The 20,875-nt window shown below is 59.9% G+C and carries 16 protein-coding genes and 1 pseudogene; 12 read left to right on the forward strand and 5 right to left on the reverse strand.

The window, feature by feature from the left end; genetic code table 11:
- Positions 1–23 precede the first annotated feature (23 nt).
- The 4 genes from QQZ18_RS23615 to QQZ18_RS23630 all read right to left on the reverse strand — a co-directional run bounded on the left by QQZ18_RS23615 (position 24) and on the right by QQZ18_RS23630 (position 5,861).
- Positions 24–260 (reverse strand): hypothetical protein, encoded by a 237-nt coding sequence (locus QQZ18_RS23615; RefSeq protein ID WP_284543616.1) that lies wholly within the window; start codon positions 258–260, stop codon positions 24–26.
- A gap of 171 nt (positions 261–431) precedes the next feature.
- Positions 432–3,914, reverse strand: a complete 3,483-nt coding sequence (locus QQZ18_RS23620; RefSeq protein ID WP_284543617.1) for an AAA family ATPase — start codon at positions 3,912–3,914, stop codon at positions 432–434.
- Positions 3,914–5,185, reverse strand: a complete 1,272-nt coding sequence (locus tag QQZ18_RS23625; protein WP_284543618.1) for a metallophosphoesterase family protein — start codon at positions 5,183–5,185, stop codon at positions 3,914–3,916. Before QQZ18_RS23625 ends, QQZ18_RS23620 begins: the two co-directional genes overlap by 1 nt.
- Before the next feature lie 247 nt (positions 5,186–5,432).
- On the reverse strand, positions 5,433–5,861 hold the full coding sequence (locus QQZ18_RS23630) for a hypothetical protein (RefSeq protein ID WP_284543620.1): 429 nt from the start codon (positions 5,859–5,861) through the stop codon (positions 5,433–5,435).
- Positions 5,862–5,880: 19 nt separating this feature from the next.
- On the opposite strand from QQZ18_RS23630, the gene QQZ18_RS23635 reads away from it, so the two are divergent.
- The 12 genes and pseudogenes from QQZ18_RS23635 to QQZ18_RS23690 form a co-directional block, all read left to right on the forward strand.
- Positions 5,881–6,582 carry a hypothetical protein gene (locus QQZ18_RS23635; RefSeq protein WP_284543621.1) on the forward strand — a complete coding sequence of 234 codons (702 nt, stop codon included), beginning with the start codon at positions 5,881–5,883 and terminating at the stop codon, positions 6,580–6,582.
- Positions 6,575–7,186: a hypothetical protein gene (locus QQZ18_RS23640; RefSeq protein WP_284543623.1), complete on the forward strand. Its 612-nt coding sequence runs from the start codon at positions 6,575–6,577 to the stop codon at positions 7,184–7,186. The genes QQZ18_RS23635 and QQZ18_RS23640 overlap by 8 nt, the downstream gene beginning before the upstream one ends.
- Positions 7,179–10,559: an ATP-dependent helicase gene (locus QQZ18_RS23645; protein WP_284543624.1), complete on the forward strand. Its 3,381-nt coding sequence runs from the start codon at positions 7,179–7,181 to the stop codon at positions 10,557–10,559. The genes QQZ18_RS23640 and QQZ18_RS23645 overlap by 8 nt, the downstream gene beginning before the upstream one ends.
- Positions 10,560–10,636: 77 nt before the next feature.
- Positions 10,637–11,128, forward strand: a complete 492-nt coding sequence (locus QQZ18_RS23650) for a hypothetical protein (RefSeq protein ID WP_284543625.1) — start codon at positions 10,637–10,639, stop codon at positions 11,126–11,128.
- A 2-nt stretch (positions 11,129–11,130) separates the two neighbouring features.
- Entirely contained in the window at positions 11,131–11,616 is a 486-nt protein-coding gene (locus QQZ18_RS23655; protein ID WP_284543627.1) for a DUF7665 family protein, read from the forward strand.
- Complete coding sequence (locus QQZ18_RS23660; RefSeq protein WP_284543628.1) at positions 11,570–12,088, forward strand: Mov34/MPN/PAD-1 family protein; 519 nt, start codon at positions 11,570–11,572, stop codon at positions 12,086–12,088. The genes QQZ18_RS23655 and QQZ18_RS23660 overlap by 47 nt, the downstream gene beginning before the upstream one ends.
- A 2-nt stretch (positions 12,089–12,090) precedes the next feature.
- Positions 12,091–13,455 (forward strand): hypothetical protein, encoded by a 1,365-nt coding sequence (locus tag QQZ18_RS23665; protein ID WP_284543630.1) that lies wholly within the window; start codon positions 12,091–12,093, stop codon positions 13,453–13,455.
- A 564-nt stretch (positions 13,456–14,019) separates the two neighbouring features.
- On the forward strand, positions 14,020–15,759 hold the full coding sequence (locus QQZ18_RS23670; protein ID WP_284543631.1) for a ParB/RepB/Spo0J family partition protein: 1,740 nt from the start codon (positions 14,020–14,022) through the stop codon (positions 15,757–15,759).
- A gap of 556 nt (positions 15,760–16,315) precedes the next feature.
- Positions 16,316–16,903, forward strand: coding sequence for a hypothetical protein (locus tag QQZ18_RS23675; RefSeq protein ID WP_284543633.1), 588 nt, complete (start codon positions 16,316–16,318; stop codon positions 16,901–16,903).
- Positions 16,904–17,264: 361 nt separating this feature from the next.
- The gene (locus tag QQZ18_RS23680) at positions 17,265–18,194 is read left to right on the forward strand and encodes an ArdC family protein (RefSeq protein ID WP_284543635.1); all 930 of its coding nucleotides are present in this window, start codon (positions 17,265–17,267) and stop codon (positions 18,192–18,194) included.
- A 141-nt stretch (positions 18,195–18,335) separates the two neighbouring features.
- Complete coding sequence (locus tag QQZ18_RS23685) at positions 18,336–19,391, forward strand: Fic family protein (RefSeq protein WP_284543637.1); 1,056 nt, start codon at positions 18,336–18,338, stop codon at positions 19,389–19,391.
- A 525-nt stretch (positions 19,392–19,916) separates the two neighbouring features.
- Positions 19,917–20,093, forward strand: a pseudogene (locus tag QQZ18_RS23690) (DUF736 family protein); the annotation flags it as partial.
- A gap of 111 nt (positions 20,094–20,204) precedes the next feature.
- On the opposite strand, the gene QQZ18_RS23695 reads toward QQZ18_RS23690, so the two are convergent.
- Complete coding sequence (locus QQZ18_RS23695) at positions 20,205–20,504, reverse strand: DUF736 domain-containing protein (protein ID WP_284543638.1); 300 nt, start codon at positions 20,502–20,504, stop codon at positions 20,205–20,207.
- Between the last annotated feature and the right edge of the window lie 371 nt (positions 20,505–20,875).

A 20,875-nucleotide genomic window follows, 5' to 3' on the forward strand; every position in this document is an offset into this window, starting at 1 on the left:
ATGGACCGGAGGGGCAGATAGGCCTAGATCGCGCCCTCAATGAGCGGGCTGTCTTCTTCCCATCCCGGTCGCTGAAAGGCGGCGAACAGCCAGCTGAGCATAGGGTCATCGAGCAACCCGACAAGAAATACTGACCGCCAGTTGTTGCGACTGCCGTAGGTGTGGTCCTGACGGTCCAGTTCTGCCGCAAGGATGTTCTCCAGCGCTTGCAGCGAAGCTGGTGCCTTGCTACGTCGGCCGCTGCGAGGCTTGGCCGACATAGCAAATTGGTCCAGCTGGTGCACAGATGCAGCAGGATTGAGGTGCGTTCGACCACATTTGCGATATGGAAGCGCACTTCAGCATCAAAGAAATCTCGCAGAACTCTTGCAGTTCGACAACAAGGATTCGCTCAAAGGCGCGCGTGAAATCGAAGTGGGGCGCCGACGCGACTAATGGAGTTCGTGAATTAAGACTCCCGGGACCGTCCGCACGGCCAACTCGCATAAATGCCGGTGATGGGTGAGGTAAATCACCTGTCCTACACCCGCCATCTGTCCGAACAATCGAAACACCTCTTCTGAACGTGGCTCATCAAAGGTCTCCATGATGTCGTCGGCGATGAAGGGAACCGAAGGGCGGGCTGCTGCAAACTCCTCATATCCTGCCAATCGTAGCGCTAAATACAGCTGAAACTGGGTGCCCTTTGACAATTCGGTCGCAATCTTCGAGCCACCCTTGCGCGATAATCCAATCAGGACTTCGCGGTCCTTGTCAGGACGAGTAGCAAGACCGGTATACTCGTCGCGGGTGATGAGCCGGAAGGCTTCAGATGCTCGATCCATCATCGCGCTGCGGTGTTTGTCCCTGTAGGTGCGAATGCCGTATTCGGCGACAAGGCTGCCCGCCTTGAGGCAAAGATAGCGCATTGCGAGGTCCTCGATTTCCAAAAGCAGTGTGCGCCGGTTCGCCTCAAGGCGGGCAGCCGCATCATCGCCGCCGATGGCGGTCAGTCGGTCAGTTGCACGCGCCTTATCAGCGAATAGGTTCTTTGCTCGTCCGTCCAGGTCTTCATTACGCGTTACAAGTTCCGCCTGCTCCCGCTGCAGCTCAGCCAAATCGGCATCAGCAAGGCTGTCCATGGCGACCTCCAGTGATGATGTCTGCATGTCACCGACGATCTGCCGCTCAAGCTTGCTCTGCTGCTCGACCAGTTCATCTCTTTTCCGGCTGCATTCGAGGGCTTGCCGCACATCCGCAAGGGTCTCGACCTGGAAGAAGTCGGTCAATTCCTTCTTGCGGGTGGCATGGACCGCGATCTCGCCGTCTACCCGCTCGCGTTCGATCGCAAGATCGGCAAGGACTCGGTCCCGTTCCTGCCGCTTCGCGTCGACTTGTCTGGCTTCCTCAAGCCGCCGTATCAGGGCCTTGGCAGCGTCAAGGGGATTGCTGCCATCGAATGTGTCGCCGAGAGCTTCATGCCGTTGGGCGACGGCGTTGACGAAGGAATTTCGATCTGCCTCCATGGACCCTATGCGATGTCGCAGATCATCCTTTTCGCGCAGAGCTTCAGGAAGGCCGGCGATCGCGTCGAGAAGCTCCCGGACAGCGCCGACACTGCATTCTTTGTCGGTGAACCATGTGCTTGCAAGAGCGATCGCCCAGTTTCTCTGCCACTCTTCGGAGGCGGTGATCGCCTTGTCGAGTGTCGACTTCCGTTGAACTGTAGCTGTTTCAACTTCACAGAGGCGCTTGTCCGCCTCCAGTCGTTTTGTCTGCGTCGCAATATGATCCGCAAGGATGGTGTCGGCGGCCTGCATCATGGCTGCCACATCCAGTCCATCGACAACGATCCCAACACTAATCAGCGTTGTTGCGAGCGTATCCCGCTCCGTCGCGAGTGCGGCCCCGACATCTTCAACATCACTTAAGGCACGGTGCAGATCATCCCACGCAGTTAACGTCGAAGAGCGGGTCTCAGCCCATTGGCCGATCCTCGCCAGCCAAGACCCGACGGATGCATGGTCGTCCAGATCAATTTCGGGTGGCGTTGCCATCCTGATCTCGCTGCGCAGTGTCTGCAGTTCTTCATTGGTCTCCCGCAGCAATTGGTGTTGGCGGTCAACCCTCGCCCTTGTCACCAACAACCCGGCTGTCACGGAACGCAGTTCCTCGAGTTCCCTGGCGTTGTTAAGACGTGCGACCGCGGCTGCATCGGTCGCTCGCATTCGGGTCTCGAAACGATCGGCCGTTTCCCGATCGAGAACCGACAGATGCTGCGCCCAGGCTTCTTCCCGTTCGACAAGGGCGGCCCTCGTCTCATCATCATCCATGATGTCGATCGCTTCGCGTAGTGCTGCGATGCGTGCAGCATCTTCCTCCTGCTTCGTCGAGAGCTCTCGTTCACGCTCGACGATCTGCGAGCGGCGCTTCTCTATGTCGCTGGAAGCCCCCTTCCAGAACTCAAGACGATCGGCAGCGGGTGGCGACATGCGCCGAAGTTTGTCACCGTCACCGGACCATGGATGCAGCCCGTCGACCGCATCTTCAAAATGCTGGCGTTTGGCGGTAACAGCCCGTTCGGCAAGGTGCAGTTCAGAAACTAGATTACCGTCACGCAGGCGCCGCAGCACCGATTGGAGCTGTGCCACCTTGCCGGCATCAAGCGCAACACTCTGGCTATCGAGTACCTGTCGGTCACGCTGCTCTTTCTCAAGGGCCTGGCGGGCTGACTCATGCTCCTTCTCGGCCGACTGTCGTGCAACATCGACGCCAGACCTGTCGCTGATCAGATCACGGAGCGTTCCAATCGCCGCCGCCGGCATGAGCAGCGAGTTCGGATCATCGACATCCGTCTGGCCCAGCGTGGCGAGGATGACATCAACCTTGCGGTTCGATGCGGACAGTGCATCGTTTCGTTTCGGCAGATCCTCTTGCGCGGTCGCATATCGTGCGGCTGCGTCTGCGAGCTGATTGAGGAGATCTCCCATCTCGAGCAGTCGGTCCTCGACTATGAGTCCTTCGAGTTCCTCCCGGACCTTCTGCTCGCGCTGTCCAATGCTGGCAAGCTGGGTCTGAAGCCGCGTCTCTTCGACTATCAGGTCTGGAAGTTCGGCCGCCCACTCAGCTGGTGGATGCGGCAGGTCCGCATATTCGGAAAGCTGCTCGTCTCCCCGACGGTAGTCAGCGGAAAGGGGGTGCGCACGCAGGACGCGGGCGATCTCGTCATGGCGAGCCTTTGCGGTACCGACCTCCTTCATGACAGAGTTATAGGCCGCCTCGGCCTGCTCGAACGCTGTCTTCAACGTTCTGTAAGCTGAAGCCTGAACGTCGATCTCGTCGCGCTGCAATTTGAGGTCCGCGATCTGTCGTTTGAGAACGGCGATCTTCGTCGAGCTGGCGCGCTTCCGGAAAATGCCGTCGGCCTCAGTGACAGCGGTTTCGAGAATTGAACTGATGCCGGCGAGGCCGGCGCTCGCAGAGAATAGCAATTCCCCCAGATCGCCCTTGCTTTCTAGGATAGCGTTGCCGCCATCCTCCAACGTCTGATCGTCGAGGGAGAACATCATCCGATAGGCGTCGCGAGTTAGACCCGCGAGCGGAGCGCTTAGCAACGCTTCGTTGACCGGCTGACCTTGCTCATTCAGCAGCGAATTGCTCCGCTGCTTAACACGCTTGAACTCATGCAACTGCCCATCAAATTCGAGGCAGGCGCCGATTTCCATTGCCTTGCCCTGATGCAGGAAGCCGTACTTCGTGCGCTCTTCGATCCCAAACAGCAGGTCGAGATAGGCTGATAGCGACGTCGATTTTCCCGCCTCGTTTAGTCCGTAGACGATATGCAGGTCAGGCGTTCCTGCGACATGTTCCCCGAAATTGATCTTATCGGCGGTGAACTTTCCGTAGCGGGTGAGGTCAAGCCGGCGCAGGCGCATCAGTTAATCTCCGACGCTTCCGGCTTCAACCGGGCCAGCATGTCCTCGCTGCCGTCCGTCAGCAGCTGGTCGATCAGGGCTTCGAACGCGGCTTCGTCATCGCCGCTGAACCCACGCGCTTCAGGGGGCAGGTCATCGCGCAGTTCCTTGACCAAATCGCCCACAGCTTCACGAACACCGTGCTGGTGAATGATGTCGCTTCGCATCAGTTCGCCAAGTTCTAGGACCGGGTCGGCGGTTGCAGTTCCAACCTGTGCGCTCACCGGTGCTGTGGTCGCGATCTCGATCTTCTCGATCCAAACCTTACCGAGCCCCTCGGCGCGTTGCTCGATCTCCGCCAGCAGCAGTTCGCGATCGCGACGCAACTGCCATGACAACGGCGTTGCCCCTGCCAATTGAAGGCGGCCGACGAGATGGGCCGAGCGTGCGCCGTCACGAGCGACACCTACTCCTTGCTCAACGAGTTCGGCTGCTTCGCGCCATGATCGGGCGGAAGAGAGATCGACTGAAATCCTTTCGAACTGCGCAATGCTGGTCAGTCGCTCCTCGCTAGAGATGCTTCGATCGTCGTGTACCGTAACGAGGGTGGCCGACTTCTCGCCACCCTCGTTGATATCTCGCCCTTGAGGGATACCAGGCATGATTACCATCCGGTCCCCGGCGTGCTGCGCGCGCGCATGGATATGGCCCAGGGCCCAATAGTCGTACCCCCATCCATGCAAGTCAGCTGCCTTGCATGGCGCATAAAGATCGTGGCCTGGAGCTCCGGCTATACTGGTGTGCATGATGCCGATGTTGACAGTATCTGGGGAGGGCCGTCGATACTTATCGAGGAGGCTTTCAGGAGCCTGAGGTTTGGCAAAACTCAGTCCGTGAACGTGGATTTTCAAGCTGTCTTTCGACAGCTCCACCGCATCGGCGCGACCTTGGAAGACCTTGACTGAGGGCGGAAGGACCAGTTCCTGGGTGATACGGGAGAGAGCATCGTGGTTTCCGCGGATGACAAAGGTGGCGATACCCGCCTCGTGCAGACGCTGCATCTGGCTTGCAAGAAAACGTGCCGTCTTCATCGACGTCTGGTCGCCGTCATACAGATCACCAGCAATCATCAGTGCGTCGACCCGCTCGTCGATGCAGAGGTCGACTATCGACACCAGCGATTGGCGCGTCGCGTCTCCGATCAGGCCGGCAAGATCGCTGTTGCGCATCGCAAGCGAGCGCAATGGCGAATCCAGGTGAATGTCGGCCGTATGGACAAACCGGAATGACATGCCGGCACGCTCCTCTGCCCTGCGAGGAATTTCTACCTATTGTAGGTGAATAGTGCGCTCTGGATACGGTGCGCGGCCGCTCATTCACAAGAAATGACTGAGAGGCTGGAATCTATCGTTCCTAGTGGGCCGCGCGCAGGATGGGCGCGCGAGCGGGAGGGTCTTCGATTGCAGTTGGTGCAACCTCTGCAGATGCTCGTGCTCGCAGATCGAATTTTGTGGCCCATTTCAGCAGACGCGGAGATCGCTAATCTTCTACCTGTCGAGATTGATCGCGCTGGAGCGCTAAGGACCGTTCAAATGCGAGCAAGCGAAGACGGTCTTGGCTGGCTGTTGGAGTACAAAAACGGGCGAATCGCGTGGGTTCTCGACATTGTGGCGGTTCAGCGAGGTGGCTGACATGCGCTGCGTCGTCGGAGATGTCCCGGCAGTTGCGGTAGAGCCAGTCGAACTGGCTACCTTCCAGGAGCGTCGATACTTGGATTGCCTTAGCGCCTTGCAGTCCTTGCGTGAGAAAGTCCTTCGCGTTGAAATGCAACCCCATCAGTTCACCAGCGGGCTTGAGCTGGGTCTTCAATTGAAGATTGCTGCGTATTACAATCAGGGCTTCGTAAAGAAAATTGGATCGTCGCTTCCGAATTTCTGAGCCTGCGTTCGCATTCATATTGAAAGCCATTTTGAGCGGGTAACCCCACATGATTTCAAGTACGAAGATGGTCGAGGAGCCCCCGCCGAGCGATGACTTGCAAGCCTGGCAGGAGATCGCGCATGCGCGGCGTCTAGGCGAGTTTTGCCCCGAAGATCTGGTGAAGGTAGTCCAGCGGATCGGGCCAAATGGCAATCAGCGACTCCTGACGATTCTTGTTGGTCATCTCTCGGAAGTGGTCTTCAAGATGCTGTGCCGCTCTATCCGTAAGTCTGCTTGGCAGAGGGACGACGAACACATCTGGCGGCCGCACCACAAGATCATTGTCGCCATCCTCACGCCGAGTTCAGCGGATGGGAAGGCGCTCTGCCGGACCTTTAAGGCCATCGTTGAGCTGCGCGCTCTCGATGAGATGGTAGAAAGAAAGAAGCAGAAGGCGCGATACATCTCATCGACTTTGCCGGTGAACGACGACAAGCCCAATGCAAGCGATCAACTGGACTCGGCTGATCCAAAGCCGGGCGATTTCCTCGAACAGCAAGCTCACGTCGAGAGCGTGCTCAAGAAAATTTCTGACCCAAGGAAACGCGAAGCGTTTCGTATGCACATGGAGGGAATCTCTATCGGTCCCACAAAGAAGGGCACCCCCTCGATCGCGGAAAGGCTTGGCGTCAGCTCGAAGACCGCGGGAGAGTGGATCGAAGAGGTTCAGACTTTCCTGAAAACAGCGATGGAGAGTCAAAATGACTAACCCCATAATGAGCGCCGATCGCGATCAGGTCCTAATCGCGTTCAATGAAGTGGCTGATGTTCCGTCCGAGAAGCAGGTTCGGGACTGGATGAATCGTTACCCGCAGTTCGCAGAGGACATTCGCGAGCATGCCGAGTTCAAGCGTGAACTGGCTGAAGCGCCGGAGGAGGATTTCGCTGAGCCTGACGATGCAATGCTTGCGACGGCTCGTAGCCGTGCGCTGAACATTCTTCACGACATACAGCAGAAAGCGGCCGCGAATCAAACACAAAGTCCTACCTGGAGCGAGATCCTTTCCTCGTCGGCGATGGATATTCCAGCGCTTGCACGTAAGATCGACATCGACCGTTCGGTGTTGGCGGAATTGAACGCAGGACGCATGAGGTTCCCGATTGGCGAACGACTCCTTTTAGCCTTATGCGATGCGCTCGATCTCTCACGAGGATGCATAGAGATGGCGATCGAACAGTTGTCGTCAGGTCCAAGGAAGCTGGGGCAAGCTAAGGCTCGAGGTCCCATGACAATTAATTCGCGTAGCTACGAGGAGGTCATTAACGCAAGCCAGATGACGCCGGAAAAAAAGCAATATTGGCTCGGTGACTGATCCTATGGACGTTTGGCGTGAGGTTAGGCTCAAGGCCCGTGCCGCACATCTGGCGGCCCTAGAGAAAAACGGTGGCAACTATGTCGCCGCCGAACTCATTAGGGGAGCGCTCGAAGTAGATGACCTGCAACTCGCCCCGTACGAGCCAGGGTCCATTGTCAGCGTGGGTGTTCTCGGTTTTCTCGATCGTGCGAGCAAGATCGTCAACATTGCTAATGGGCAAGGGGCGGCCGAGAAAGCGGTCGTCATTGCTCATGAGATTGGTCACTTTAGGCTTCACAAAGACCCGCGCAATGAAGTAACGGCGGTGGCCCACGGCCTTGGAGGCGACCCGATCGATTCTGGAGCTGGTCGTGTGGAAGGCTATTCTCCACGCGAGCGAAAGGAAGTACAGGCCGACGTCTTCGCAGGCGAGTTTTTGTGTCCGAGCGATTGGCTTCGTAGCGAAATTGTCGATAAGGGTCGCAAGCCTTCCGATATCGCGAGCGAACTTGGCTTACCTAATAGCCTGGTCACGAACCAGACCGTCAGAGCGCTTTTACTACCGCCTTTGCGTCCGTCTCCCGACGCCGAAGAGGGCGTTATTTACGAACTCGACCCAAGTCAGCGAGAAGCGGCACTATGGGACCAAGGACCGTTGCTAGTCGATGCAGGACCAGGGACTGGGAAGACGAGGACGCTCGTGCACCGTGTTCTGCACCTGCTGCTGGTGAAGAAGGTTTCCCCGGCATCCATATTGGCACTGACCTTTTCGAACAAGGCCGCTGAGGAAATGCGCGAGCGCATCGCCGCGGACAATGTCGATGCCAGTATCGAAATGTGGACTGGGACGTTCCATGCGTTCGGGTTGGAGTTGGTTACGAAATATCCTGGTCGTATTAAGCGCACAGGGAACGTGAGGATACTTGACGAAGCCGGACAGTTGGCTCTGCTAGAAGATAATCTTACGCGGCTCCCACTTTATCATTTTCAGAACCTCTATGAGCCCGCCTATGAACTTGTTCACGTTCTGCGCGCCATATCACGGTGCAAGGACGAGCTAATATCTCCAGATTTGTATCACGCGGAAGCAAAGGCTGCCAAAGCTGCGGCGCGATCCGAGGAGGAGAATGAAGCGGCCGACAAAGCGCTGGAGATTGCTGCAATCTACAGAATATACGAGGAGGAGCTTGAAAAGGCGGACGCTGTTGATTTCGGCGATCTCGTACTTCACGCCACCAATCTCCTCAACGACAATCCTGATATTCGTGCCGAGTATCATGCTCGCTTCGACCACATCCTGGTCGATGAATTTCAGGATGTGAATCTCGCTAGCGCGCGGCTATTGAAGGCATTGTGCAAGGCCCAGGCGGATATCTGGGTCGTCGCCGACCAGCGGCAGTCAATCTATCGCTTTCGAGGCGCTGCGCCGAGCAACGTTCAGCAGTTCACAACCGAATTTTCTGGGCAACAGCGCTCTCTGGGCGTGAATTATAGGTCCGGCGCTCCCGTCGTGCGAAGCTTTCAGACATTTGCCAGAACGATGCGATCTGCGCCAGGCGGATCGAGCTGGGTTCCGAACCGAGGGCAAGTTGGCGCTGTTTCGCAAATTCAAGCGCCAACTGTCGTCGAGGAGGCCACTGCCGTCCGCGACCATATCGAGGAAATGCGGGCACAGGGAATAGCATATCGAGATCAGGTCATATTAGCGCGAAGCCATCTCACGCTGGCACGCGTCACAAGCGTGCTCGAACAGCTCGGTGTGCCGCTCCTCTACCTCGGAGATCTGTTTGAGCGAGCGGAAATCCGCGACTTGCTCTCGCTTCTATCCATCGACGCAGAACCTGGCGCCGTCGGTCTGGTGCGCGTGGCCCAGCTTAGCGAATACAACGCCTCCAAGGCCGATGCTCTAGCCGTCATAGCGTGGGCAGCTTCCCAGGATATTTCAGTTTTTGAAGCCCTGCGTCGCACCGATGAGATTAAGGATGTATCCGAGCACGGCAAGGTCGGACTGGGGCTTCTCGGCTTTCACCTCCGGGATATGGGGCCGCATACTTCGCCCTGGGTATTGTTGACGACATGGCTTTTCGAACGAAGTTCCTATCTATCGAAAATGCTCGTCGCCAATCATGCCCAGGCTCAGCAAAAGCTCATCGCGATCTATCAGATTCTGAAAGTATGTGGTGAGGCCGCCGAGGCGGGCATAAACAAGCGCAAGCAGTTCTTGGCCCGGATTCGGCGTATCGAAGCGCTCGATGATGATCGAGTTTATCGGGCGATTTCCTCCGAAGCGTCTGACATGGATGGTGTTCGGGTTATGACCATTCACGGGAGCAAAGGTCTTGAATTTAAGGCTGTGCATCTTCCGGCGCTGGCTACCCGTTATATGCCTTCCAGCCGTCAGGGAACACGCTGCCCTCCTCCTCCAACCTTGCCTCAGCTGGCTCGATCCTCAGATGAGCATGACGCGGAGGAGGAATGTCTGTTCTTTGTCGCCCTGTCCCGTGCGCAAGATTACCTCTTCCTTAGTCGCGCCGAGCGATACAGCGCAGCGCAAAGCGCCAGCCCGTCGAAATTTCTGGCCTCCATAAACGGCCTAGCACCGGCGCGCAGATGCGCATCTAGCGGTCTTCCTCCGCCAAATGCTCCCATTATGGTTCCGTTGGCGACACGCAGCCGTTACGAAGAGCGGGAGCTCAGTTTGTACCTTCAATGTGCGCGTCGATATCAAAGTGAAGCCGTCGATGGCCTTCGCGTGTTCCGGGACGACTCGCCTTACCTGAACTTTCATCGGTGCGTGTTCCGTACCATTGCGTGGCTAGGCTCTCAGCGAACCTCGGGCACTGCCATTACTCGCGAAATGGCGCTTGCGCACCTACGAGAGGAATGGACTGCGCGCGGCCCGAATGGGCATGGCTTCGAGCCGTACTATCGAGCGTCGGCAGAGGCTATGGTCGAACGCATGGCGGATATCACCAATAGCGAGGTTGGCCAGTATGATACAGATGAGTGGAGTATCGATTTCGCAGGCAAGACAATAACGCTCACTCCAGATCGCGTCCTGATAGAGCCAGATGGACGCGTGCGTGTTCAACGGGTTCGCACAGGACGACGCTCTAAGAGCGAAGCCGACAATCGCATCTATGCGCTCCTGCGTCATGGCGCGGGCGCTAGATATCCCGGCACAACAATATCCATCGAGACGCTGTATCTGGCGACGCGCGAAATCGTACCTGTCATGGCCCGGAACGATCAAAAGCTTCTGGACGAGTACGCCGATGCCATCGGCGCCATCGAGCAGGGCATCTTCGGTACCAAGCCCAACGACACCCGCGGCTGCCCGAACTGTCAATGCTACTTTACCTGCGACTTCGTCAACGGCATCGCCAGCTAGGCCACTTCCGAATTTTCGCTCCTGCGTTCGCTTTACCAGTAAGGGCCGCCTGTTGGCCCTCACCCAGGAGAAAAGCGATGACGAAGGCGAATATTTTTGTCCAAGTTCAGGGTAAGCTTGGCATTTCCGATTTGGAAATCACTACTCCCATCACTGTTGGCGGACTCCACGATGCCCTGAAAGAACTGGGCATCGATGTGTCTGACGACATGGAGATCTTCATCGACGAGGCTGACGAGGCCGAGACCAAGAACCGGATGGCTCCAATCAAGGAGCTGAAGCACGGTGCCCGCATTCATGTCACGCGTTGCAAGAAGATCAAGGTGACTGTGAACTATCTCGACCAGAGCGCCGACCACATCTTCGCCCCCGGCAAGCGCGTTCGCGCGGTGAAGAAGTGGGCCGTGAGCCACTTCCACATCAACGCCACGGATGCAGGCGAGCATGTCCTTCGGCTCTGCAATACCAACACGCAGCCACCGACCGACACCCCGCTGGCCGAGTTGGTCTCTGGCCACGAGTGCTCTGTTTGCTTCGACCTCGTTCCCGAGAAGCGCGTGGAGGGGTGAACATGAACCAGGCTGTCCAACCCGACCGCCTGCTTCTCGAAGCAGATCTGTCCGCGCCAACCTTTCGGTGCGGACAGATCGAAGGGAAGTGGCACCACATCGAAACCCACTGGCCGCATGTTATCATCGCCGTGTCGGCTGCCGAGCGTCCCAACGCGCCGACCGAATACGGCTTTCGCTTCGATTGCGCCGGATATCGTGAGACTGCGCCGACGGCGCAACCGTGGGATGTAGCAAAATCCGCGCCACTGGCAGCGGCACAATGGCCGGTCGGCCGAGCCATCGTGCCCTCCGTCTTCAGACCCGAGTGGAAGGGCGGCCTGTGCCTCTATCTGCCATGCGATCGCCTGTCCTTCGACGGCCATCCGAACTGGATTCATGAACATCCCAACCGACTGTGGCAGCCGGCGCGAGGCATCGTCTGCTACCTGGAGCAAATCCATGACCTTTTCAATCAAGAGGACTATTCGGGCGTTCGTGGCGCCTAACTACAAGCTCAATGTGCCCAAAACGCTCTGGCGTGATGTCATACGAAACCTTCATGCCCGCGGACGGCGACAGCACGAGTCGGGCGCCTTTCTTCTCGGTCGCCAAGAGGGCAGACGCTTCGAAGCCGTCAGCGCGATCTTCTACGACGATCTCGACGGAAGCGCTTATGCCTCCGGCGTCTGCGTCCTGAAGGCCGACAGTTTCTCAAAACTGTGGGCGATCTGTCGGGAACAGAAGCTCACTGTCGTCGCCGACATGCATACGCATCCTGGCGCCGCGTTTCAGAGCGAGTCTGATCGGAAGAACCCAATGGTCGCGCGCGCTGGTCACATCGCCATCATCATTCCGAACTTTGCGTCACCGCCGATCGAACACAAGCAACTCGGGTTCTACGAGTATCTCGGCGACCATCGCTGGAACGATCGAAGCGCGGCCCGACGGAGCTTCGTCTACTATGGCTTTTGGAGCTGACCATGAGCATCACTCTCGATCACACCAATCTTCATCGCACTGCAAAATACTTTATGGATAGCGGTCGCGCCCAAACTCACGACGATGCCATGGCGATACTGAGCGGCTTCGGCCTTAGCATCTGGGTGGGACAGGAAGTCTATCACTCTGCCGCTCACCAGATCGCCTTGCTAACTTTGGTCAACCTGGCCCGCAGAACCTTTCTCGGTGGAGTCGAGGTTGTCGGCGCCGAGGATGCTCCATCTCTCACGCCGCTGGCGCAGGGAGCGTCCTTGTCTGAAGCTATTATTGATTTCGGTGGCCGCCCCACATTGGAGGCGCATGCGACCTGGCCTGTCGCCGTGATAGGCACCCACACCTCGCGTTCGCTTGATACCGTCAACGGGTGGCGGCTGACCTGGCAGGGCTGGCGTGGAGGTGTCACGCCTCTTCGCGACCCGAATTATCTCACCGAAGACAGCGCCAATCCGCTCGCGCCTGCCATCGCTGCTGCCGCCTGCGCCGCAGAGGCCTTCGCATGGCATGCGGCCGATCATGTCATGGCTGGGCGCAGACCAGTCGGTCTGTCCCTTTGGGATCCCACGCGTAATTGGTTGGAGCAGGACGCCAGCGAACCCGAGCTTTCGTACTTGCCGTCACGCCTCTGGTTGATCGGTCTGGGCAACCTCGGCCAGGCAATCTCGTGGCTACTGGCCTGCCTGCCTTATGCCGACCGCAGCCAAGTTGAGCTGCTTCTTCAAGACTTCGATGAAATGGCCGAGTCGAATGACAGCACGTCGCTGTTGTCGTCACGGTCCCTCGTCGGTCAGAAGAAGACCAGGGTTGTTTCACAGTGGCTTGAGCAGATCGGTTTCCGTACGCTGATTGAAGAGCGCAGGTTTGGCCGATGGATCGTTCGCGGGCCGCACGATCCTGGCGTGGCTCTATGCGGCGTCGACAATGCCTTGGCGCGATCGGAGCTCGACAAGCCGGGCTTTGACCTTATCGTCGAGGCTGGCCTTGGTGCCGGTCCTGGCGGCTTCCGTAATTTCTCAATGCACAGCTTCCCGTCATCGCTAACGCCCGACCGCATCTGGGGGCGGCAACAACATGGTGAGACGGTCGATGTCTCATCCATGCCCGCATATGATGCTCTAAGGAAGGCGGGTGTCGGCGCCTGTGGCTTGGCGCAGCTTGCCTCCCGCACGGTTGGCGTTCCATTCGTGGGCCTTATCGCCGCTGCCCTTGTCGTCGCCGAACTGCTTCGCAGGCTTCATGGGGCGCGAGGTCTAGAATACGTTTCCGGTTCAACGTTTTGTCTCGACGACGTCGAAAAATCTGAGATGGGTCTCAGTCCCTATCAGTCCGCCTTTGTCAGAGCGCGCTGAGATTCCCATACCGGACTATGCAAGAGTCCGGTATGGGCCCAGAAGCGATCCTTGCTGGAGGGATGCGCCAATGGCAGCAATGTGGTCGGTAGCCAACGCCGGGGCTACCGAGCGCTCAACGGCAGCTTATTGATCCTCACTTCCAGAATCCGGATTGTCTGTCTCCGGCCAATCTCGGTCGTTCGTCAGGCTGCACAGTGATGCCCGGTCCCTTGCGTCGTTTCCTGATAACCCAAAGCGCCGGATTTGGCACCTAAAGCGGCTTTCGCTCCCAAATGCAAACGTCATTGAAGCAAGACGGGAAGGGGAAGAAGGCCTAGAGAAAGCTCCCTCGCAGAGCGGCCGCTCCGGCAACGCTGTCGCTCAAACGCGGCCTGACGCGATCCCGGCCCGTCGTCTTGCGCAAGGGCTGAAAGCCCTGCTTGTCCGGCCGGGCAGGGATGCTCAGCCGCCTTTGTGCCGGCTCGCCCGTTCCGCGGGTGCTGGAGGTGTCTTCGAGAAGAAGACGGAAGAGGACCGGGAAAGGGACCCCGGTTCGCAAACCTCCGGCAAAGGAACGAACCCATGCGCCTCATGACTGTCGATCCGCGCGCGCTCAAGGAAAATCCTGATCGTACGCGCCAGACCAAATCCAGCCCGCAGGCCAACGCCCTGCTGCTGGCCACCATCCGCCAGGTCGGCATCGTCCAGCCGCCGGTCATTGTCCCTCAAGGGGAGGGCGGCAATGGCTACGTCATCAACTCTGGCCACCGGCGCGTCGCCCAGGCGATCGTCGCCGGCCTCACGGAAATCACCGTGCTGGTGGACGAGGCAGCCAATGACAACGGCGCCATGCGGTCGATGGTGGAAAACATCGCGCGCGAGGTGCTGAACCCGGTCGATCAGTGGCGGGCCGTCGAGCGTCTCGTCGCGCTCGGCTGGACCGAGGAAGCCATCGGCGTCGCGCTGGCGCTGCCGGTGCGCCAGATCCGCAAACTGCGGCTGCTTGCCAATGTGCTGCCGGCGATGCTCGAGCAGATGGCCAAGGGCGACATGCCGAACGAGCAGCAGCTGCGCACCATCGCGGCGGCTTCGCTCGAAGAACAGCGCGAGGTCTGGAAGGCACACAAGCCGAAAAAGGGCGACCCGCAGGTCTCCTGGTGGAGTCTGGCCAACGCGCTGACCAAGAAGCGCCTATACGCGCGGGATGCTAGCTTCGGCGACGAGCTTGCCCGGGCCTATGGCATCGAATGGCTGGAGGACCTGTTCGCGCCGGCCGACGAGGACAGCCGCTACACCACCAATGTCGAGGCCTTCCTCGGCGCTCAGCAGGAGTGGATGACGGCCAACCTGCCGAAAGGCGGTCTGGTCGCCGAGGTGAACAATTACGGTCAGGCATCGCTGCCGCTCAAGGCCGAGCGCGTTTATGGCAAGCCCGGCAAGGGCGACCGTGCCGCGCTCTACATCGACCGCGACGGCAAGGTGCAGACAACATATTTCCGGATAGCGGAGCCGAAGAAGGCCAAGGGCCAGGCGAACGGGACCTCGGATTCGGGGATCGGGGCCGACGAGCATGTTGCCACTAGGTCGCGTCCCGACGTGACGCGCAAAGGCGTCGAGATGATCGGCGACCTGCGCACCAATGCGCTGCACGAAGCGCTTGCCCGCGCTCCCATCGAGGACGACACGCTGATGGCTCTCCTGGTGCTGGCGCTCGCCGGCACCAATGTGTCAGTGCAGTCGGGCGCCTCCGACGGTGTCTATGGCTTTGCCCGCATGAGGCGGCACGCGGCCCGATTGGTTGGGGAGGATGGTGGGCTCGATCCTGAACCGGGCACCTTGCGTGTCGCTGCCCGTTCGGCGCTGATCGACGTGTTCTCGGTACGCGAGAACCGCACCAACAGCGGTCTTGTCGCCCGCCTTGCCGGTCAGGCCATCGGAGCTGACCGCTTTCTGCCCAACATGGGGACCGAGGACTTCCTCGCCTGCCTGTCGCGTCCCGCGCTGGAACGGTGCTGCCAGGAGACGCCGGTTCTGCCGCGCGCCAAAGTCCGGGAGACGCGTGCCGCGCTGGTCGACCATTTCAAGAGCGATCGCTTCGTTCACCCATCGGCGTTGTTCGCGGTCGGCGCGGCGGAGATCGCCGGTTGGCGCGGACCATCCGACGGCAGCTTCCGTGACATGCCCCATGAGGACGAGAGCGATGTCGTTCCCTCGGGTGGGGCGCTCGGTTCCCCGGAGAGCATCGACGGAGACGTTGGCTCCGCTGATGACGAATTGACGGACGAGCTGGCTGACGAGCCTTGGTCGGTCGCTGCGGAGTAATCCGGCCGCTCCAGTTCCCTTTCTCCGAACGAACCCGCGCCGCCGGAAGGTTTCTGGCGGCGTGTCCGTTTGAGGTGCCGGCCTTGTGTGCGGAGCAGGGGAGGGCGGCATGAGGGGCGGACCTGGCGGGAGCTGGTGTTGAACGTGGAGGGCGAGCGTACTCGGGTTGGTCCCTTCGCTTTGGATGTCACCGGTCGTGCCTCCGGGCGGGCGATCTTGGGCTTTTCCCAGTCTCCTGTTTGGGCATCTGGACATTGAGCCCCCCTGCCGGGCAACCCCTCGGTTTCGGGCGGTCTTGAACCGTCGGCCGGTCGTTTCAAGGTCGCGTGGCGCCGCGTTGCGGTCCAGTCCAGCTCGCTCGCAAAGCGAACCCGCTCAGGCGCCTGAGGCTGGCTTTGGCCAACCTCGCCCCTCGCAAGCCCGCTTCGCTCGCCGCGCAGGACCGGAACCTCTGAAAACGACCGTCCTCGCGACGGTTCTTTTTGACCGCACCGAGGGGCAGCCGGCAGGGGCCGGTCAAGATCCCGAGGAGCCTCAAAGACAGGAGTTTTCCAAAATGGCCAAGCCCGCAACCGCCTCCCGCCCCGCTTCCAAGGTCGTTCCGCTCCACAAGGGAACCACCCTCGAAATGGTCCGCCTCGCCTGTCCCGACACCACCCAGGCCGCACGCATCTCCTCGAGTTTCGGCCTTCCCCTTCTCGACAGCGATGGCATCCGCGACACCCACTTGCAGCTGATCGCCGAAACGGCGTCGGCGCTCTCCGAGGGTCTCAAGGAGCGCGCCATGCAGATCCATCTGCAGCGGATCGTCGGCGCCTATGTCGGCTCGGCCCATGGTGCCGGTCAGTTCTATTCCCGCGCTGTCACCGAGGCGCGCGATGCAACCGCCAAGGCGGCCTGCGACGCCCGCGACGAAGACGTCGACGGTCCCGTCGGCTTTGATGGTCCTGCCCAGCGCAAACGGGAATTCGCTGCCGACATGGGTCTACAGGCGCACGCTCTGCGCATGGCGGCCGAGGGTGCGGTTGCCGCCTACGAGCAAGTGGTCGGCGAGCGCTGGAAGCCTTTCGAGCGCCCGGCCGATCCGTCCGCGCCGACACTGGACCGCAAGGCGGCCGCAGTGCAGATGGCCGTCTTCGGCTGAAGCTCCCGACATCTGGGCGAGGCCGAAAGGTCCCGCCTCCGACTTTTACCATCCCCGTATTGAGTCGGAACGCTTGGCGTTTCCGGCTCTTTTGCGTCGGCACGACCTTTGGTCGCGGCCGAAAACGGTCTTGAGACCGGTTCATCGCAGCCCCGTCCGGCGCTTGTTGTGCCGGAGCCGGGGTACGGCGCAACGGCTTTCGCCGTCCTCCGCTTCGGTCCGGCCCGTCAACCTGGTTCTACACTTTCGACAAGGGCGACTGCGGGTGCGCCGCTCCCCTGATCGCTCCGGCGTCCAACGCGCCTCGTGGCAGGGCCGCGATGGACGCGGAGCCCCGGAAAAATGATGAAGGGACCAGGAAATGAGTGGACAGAAGGACCAACCGCGCGGCGACATCTACACTCGGATCACCACCAGGATTGTCGCGGACCTTGAGCGCGGCGTGCGGCCGTGGATGCAGCCGTGGAAGGCCAGCAATGTTGTGGGCCGGGTCACGCGCCCTCTGCGGCACAATGGAATGCCCTATTCCGGCATGAATGTGCTGTTGCTGTGGTCGGAGGCGGTGGCGCGCGGCTTCACCATGCCGATGTGGATGACGTTTCGCCAAGCGCTCGAACTCGGCGGTGCCGTGCGGAAAGGCGAGGTGGGCGCGACCGTCGTCTTTGCCAGTCGCTTCACCAAGACCGAGCTTGGCGCGGGCGGCGAAGAGATCGACCGGGAGATTCCGTTCCTGAAGGCCTATTCGGTCTTCAACGTCGCTCAGGTCGATGGGTTGCCCGAGCATTTCTACACCCGAGAGGCCGAGCCCGTCGCCGAGCCGATGCGCGGCTGCGAGCGCGCGGATCGCTTTTTTGCTCAGACCAAAGCCGACATCCGCTATGGCGGGGATAGGGCCTTCTATGCCCCGGCAACGGACCACATTCAGATGCCGCCGCTGCCGGCCTTCCGTGACGCTGACTCTTTCGTGGCGACCCTCAGCCATGAGGCCGTCCACTGGACTGCGGCGCACCATCGGGTCAACCGTGATCTCAGCCGCTATGCCAAGGACCGGAGCGAGCGGGCGCGCGAGGAGCTGATCGCCGAGCTTGGAAGCTGTTTTCTCTGCGCCGATCTCGGCATCGTGCCGGAACTGGAACCTCGCCCGGATCATGCGGCTTACCTTCAGTCCTGGCTGAAGGTGCTCGGCGATGACCGACGGGCGATCTTCTCGGCGGCGGCGCAAGCCCAGAGTGCCGTTGCCTATCTGCATGGCCTGCAGGGGGAGATGACGGAAGAGCAGTATGCGGCGTGACGTTTTCTGCGACTCCTCAGGTCCGTTGTGCACTCTCTGTCTTCTTCTATGACGGCAGCGAACCTTATCGGATGGAAATGGATGGACAAATGGGTGAGGGAGGCGCTACAGGTATTTGGATGGAAATGGATGGAATAATGGATGATGGTCTTTGACACATCGACCGTGCGGATCACGGCGGACATTCTGTCCCTGATAGCGGAGATCGATGAGTTCAAGGGTGCTTGGCGAGCGCTTGGTCGTATCGCGCCCGACCGGTTGTCGAGCCTGCGCCGTGTAGCCACGATCGAAAGTATCGGATCGTCAACTCGCATCGAAGGGGCGAAGCTGAGTGATCGTGACGTTGAGAAGTTGCTCTCTAACCTGAAAATCGGTTCCTTTGTCACGCGCGACGAGCAGGAAGTCGCTGGCTATGCCGAAGTCATGGAGACGGTATTTTCGGCCTACGACGTGGTCCCGCCGACAGAGAACCATATCCGCCAGCTTCATCGCGACCTTCTGATTCACTCATCCAAAGATGAGCGTCATCGTGGCGAATGGAAGTCGCTGGCCAACCATGTCGAAGCGTTCGATGAAAGAGGCCAGAGCCTTGGCATTGTATTTGCCACGGCGTCACCCTTCGATACCCCGCGGTTGATGAGTGAGCTTGTTGATTGGGTGCATGCCCGCGAGATTGATAAAGCTCTACATCCGCTGTTGATGGTCGCCGTATTCATCGTCGTCTTTCTTGAGATCCATCCGTTTCAGGATGGCAATGGACGCCTGTCCCGGGTCTTGACAACTCTCCTGCTTCTGCGTGCTGGCTACGCCTATGTGCCGTACAGTTCATTGGAAAGCGTCATTGAGCAGAACAAGGAAGGCTACTACCTCGCCCTTCGCCGCACACAGGGTACCATCCGCAGCGCCCAGCCGGATTGGAACCCCTGGCTCGAGTTCTTCCTGCGCAGCCTTCAGCTTCAGAAACGGCGGCTTGAACACAAGATCGAGCGCGAGCGAATCGTTCTCGGTGATTTGCCGGAGCTTTCGATCGCGATTCTTGAGCTAGCGCGGGAGCGAGGGAGGGTGACTGTCATGGAAGCAACACGGATAACGGGCGCGAGCAGGAACACGGTGAAGGACCACATAAGAGTGCTGACGGAACATGGTCATCTGTCGCAACATGGCGCCGGGCGGGGAACCTGGTATGGCCTCGCCTGACCCCGCTGCGCGCTGTGAATCTGCCTTCCTCGGAGCCCGGTGCACGCGTCTTTGAACCTCGGTCCCTTCCTTGTGTGTCCGGCCTTCTGGCGGATGTCGTCTCTCTGCCGGCTACCGCGACGTTTGATCGCGCGCCCATATGAATGCCCATGCGGTCGGGCTATCGGACGTTTGTTCGCTTGAGGAGCAGCGCTTCAATGTGAGCCTCGACGGCGGAAGCAATGCCGAATTGCCTTTGACGCATTCTGTTCCTTTCTCGTCTGCTGGCCGACGCTTCAGCGGGCTCGATATGGCATGTCTGACCGGAGCACGGCTTCGCCTCGATCGTCTTCCCGCAACGGCTCGTCCAAAACTTTCTTCCCCTGCTCACAGGTTCGCATTCCTCGCGGGACAAGAAAGCTTTGTCCGTCCGCCCTCCACATGCGTTCCGGCTCTGACGAGTGCGGTTCGATCGTCCCCGGTCTTTTTGACTGCCATCGAGGCCGCGAAGGGAGCGGCCCGAGACACGCGAAAAGGAACACCATCATGGCGACCATCGGTTCTTTCACCGCCTCCGACAACGGCTTCACCGGTTCGATCCGCACGCTGACGCTCAACGTCAAGGCCCGCTTCCAGCGCGTCGACAACCCTTCGGACAAGGGGCCGCACTACCGCATCTACGCAGCCGGCAATGTTGATTATGCGGAGAGCGGGATTATGTGGAGTGTTGGCCTGTAAGGCTTGGTTTTCCGCCGGTTCCGGCGGGTTCTGCTCCGCATAATTTCGGGGCTTGGAAGGCGGGCGCCCCGCCGTGAGCGGAGCGCCGTTGGCCAGTCATCGTGACCAGATGAGCCTGTGCTCGCCCTTGTCGCCCTGAACGAGGGAGGCGTAGACCGGGGCGGTGAAGGACGGATCGTCGAGCTTGAGCGAGAGGTATTCGGCGCCCGTCTCGCGGGCGGTCCGGCTCCAGCCGGCTCCGAACTCGACGCCGTTGGCGGTGACGCGATAGTCGGGCGCCTTGTCGTTGTCGCGGTCGCAGGGCTTGATGGTGGCCTTGACGTTTAGGGTGAGGGTCTTGATCGTGCCGGCAAAAGCGCCGTTGTCGTCGCGGGTGAAGGTGCCGATCTGAGCCATTGTCGTATCTCCTGAGAGTTGCCCGAAGCCGCCCGATGCGACCTCGATGGCGGTCGAGAGGCGCCGGACCGGACGGCTGCACCCCTTGGGGGCCGTAGCGGCAGCGCAGGACGGCGGCAGCCGAGCTTGTTGGTTCGCGAGGAATGACCGCTCGCGGTCAGGGGAAGAAGGTCGGCGGAGCCGTTGCAGGCCAAGGCCGGGCCGGCGCCAGACCAGCCCAAAAGAGAGGCCGCCTGGGGGCTTCGCCGCATGATCGTCAGAGATCGACGCTGGCGGTCGGTACCTCCTCGGCACGCTCATTGCCGCCGGTGCGTCACCCTCCCGCCGTCACGGCCACCCTGCCTCCCGACCCAACGACACCAACCGCGCCC

The organism is Pleomorphomonas sp. T1.2MG-36, from assembly GCF_950100655.1.
Lineage (GTDB): Bacteria > Pseudomonadota > Alphaproteobacteria > Rhizobiales > Pleomorphomonadaceae > Pleomorphomonas.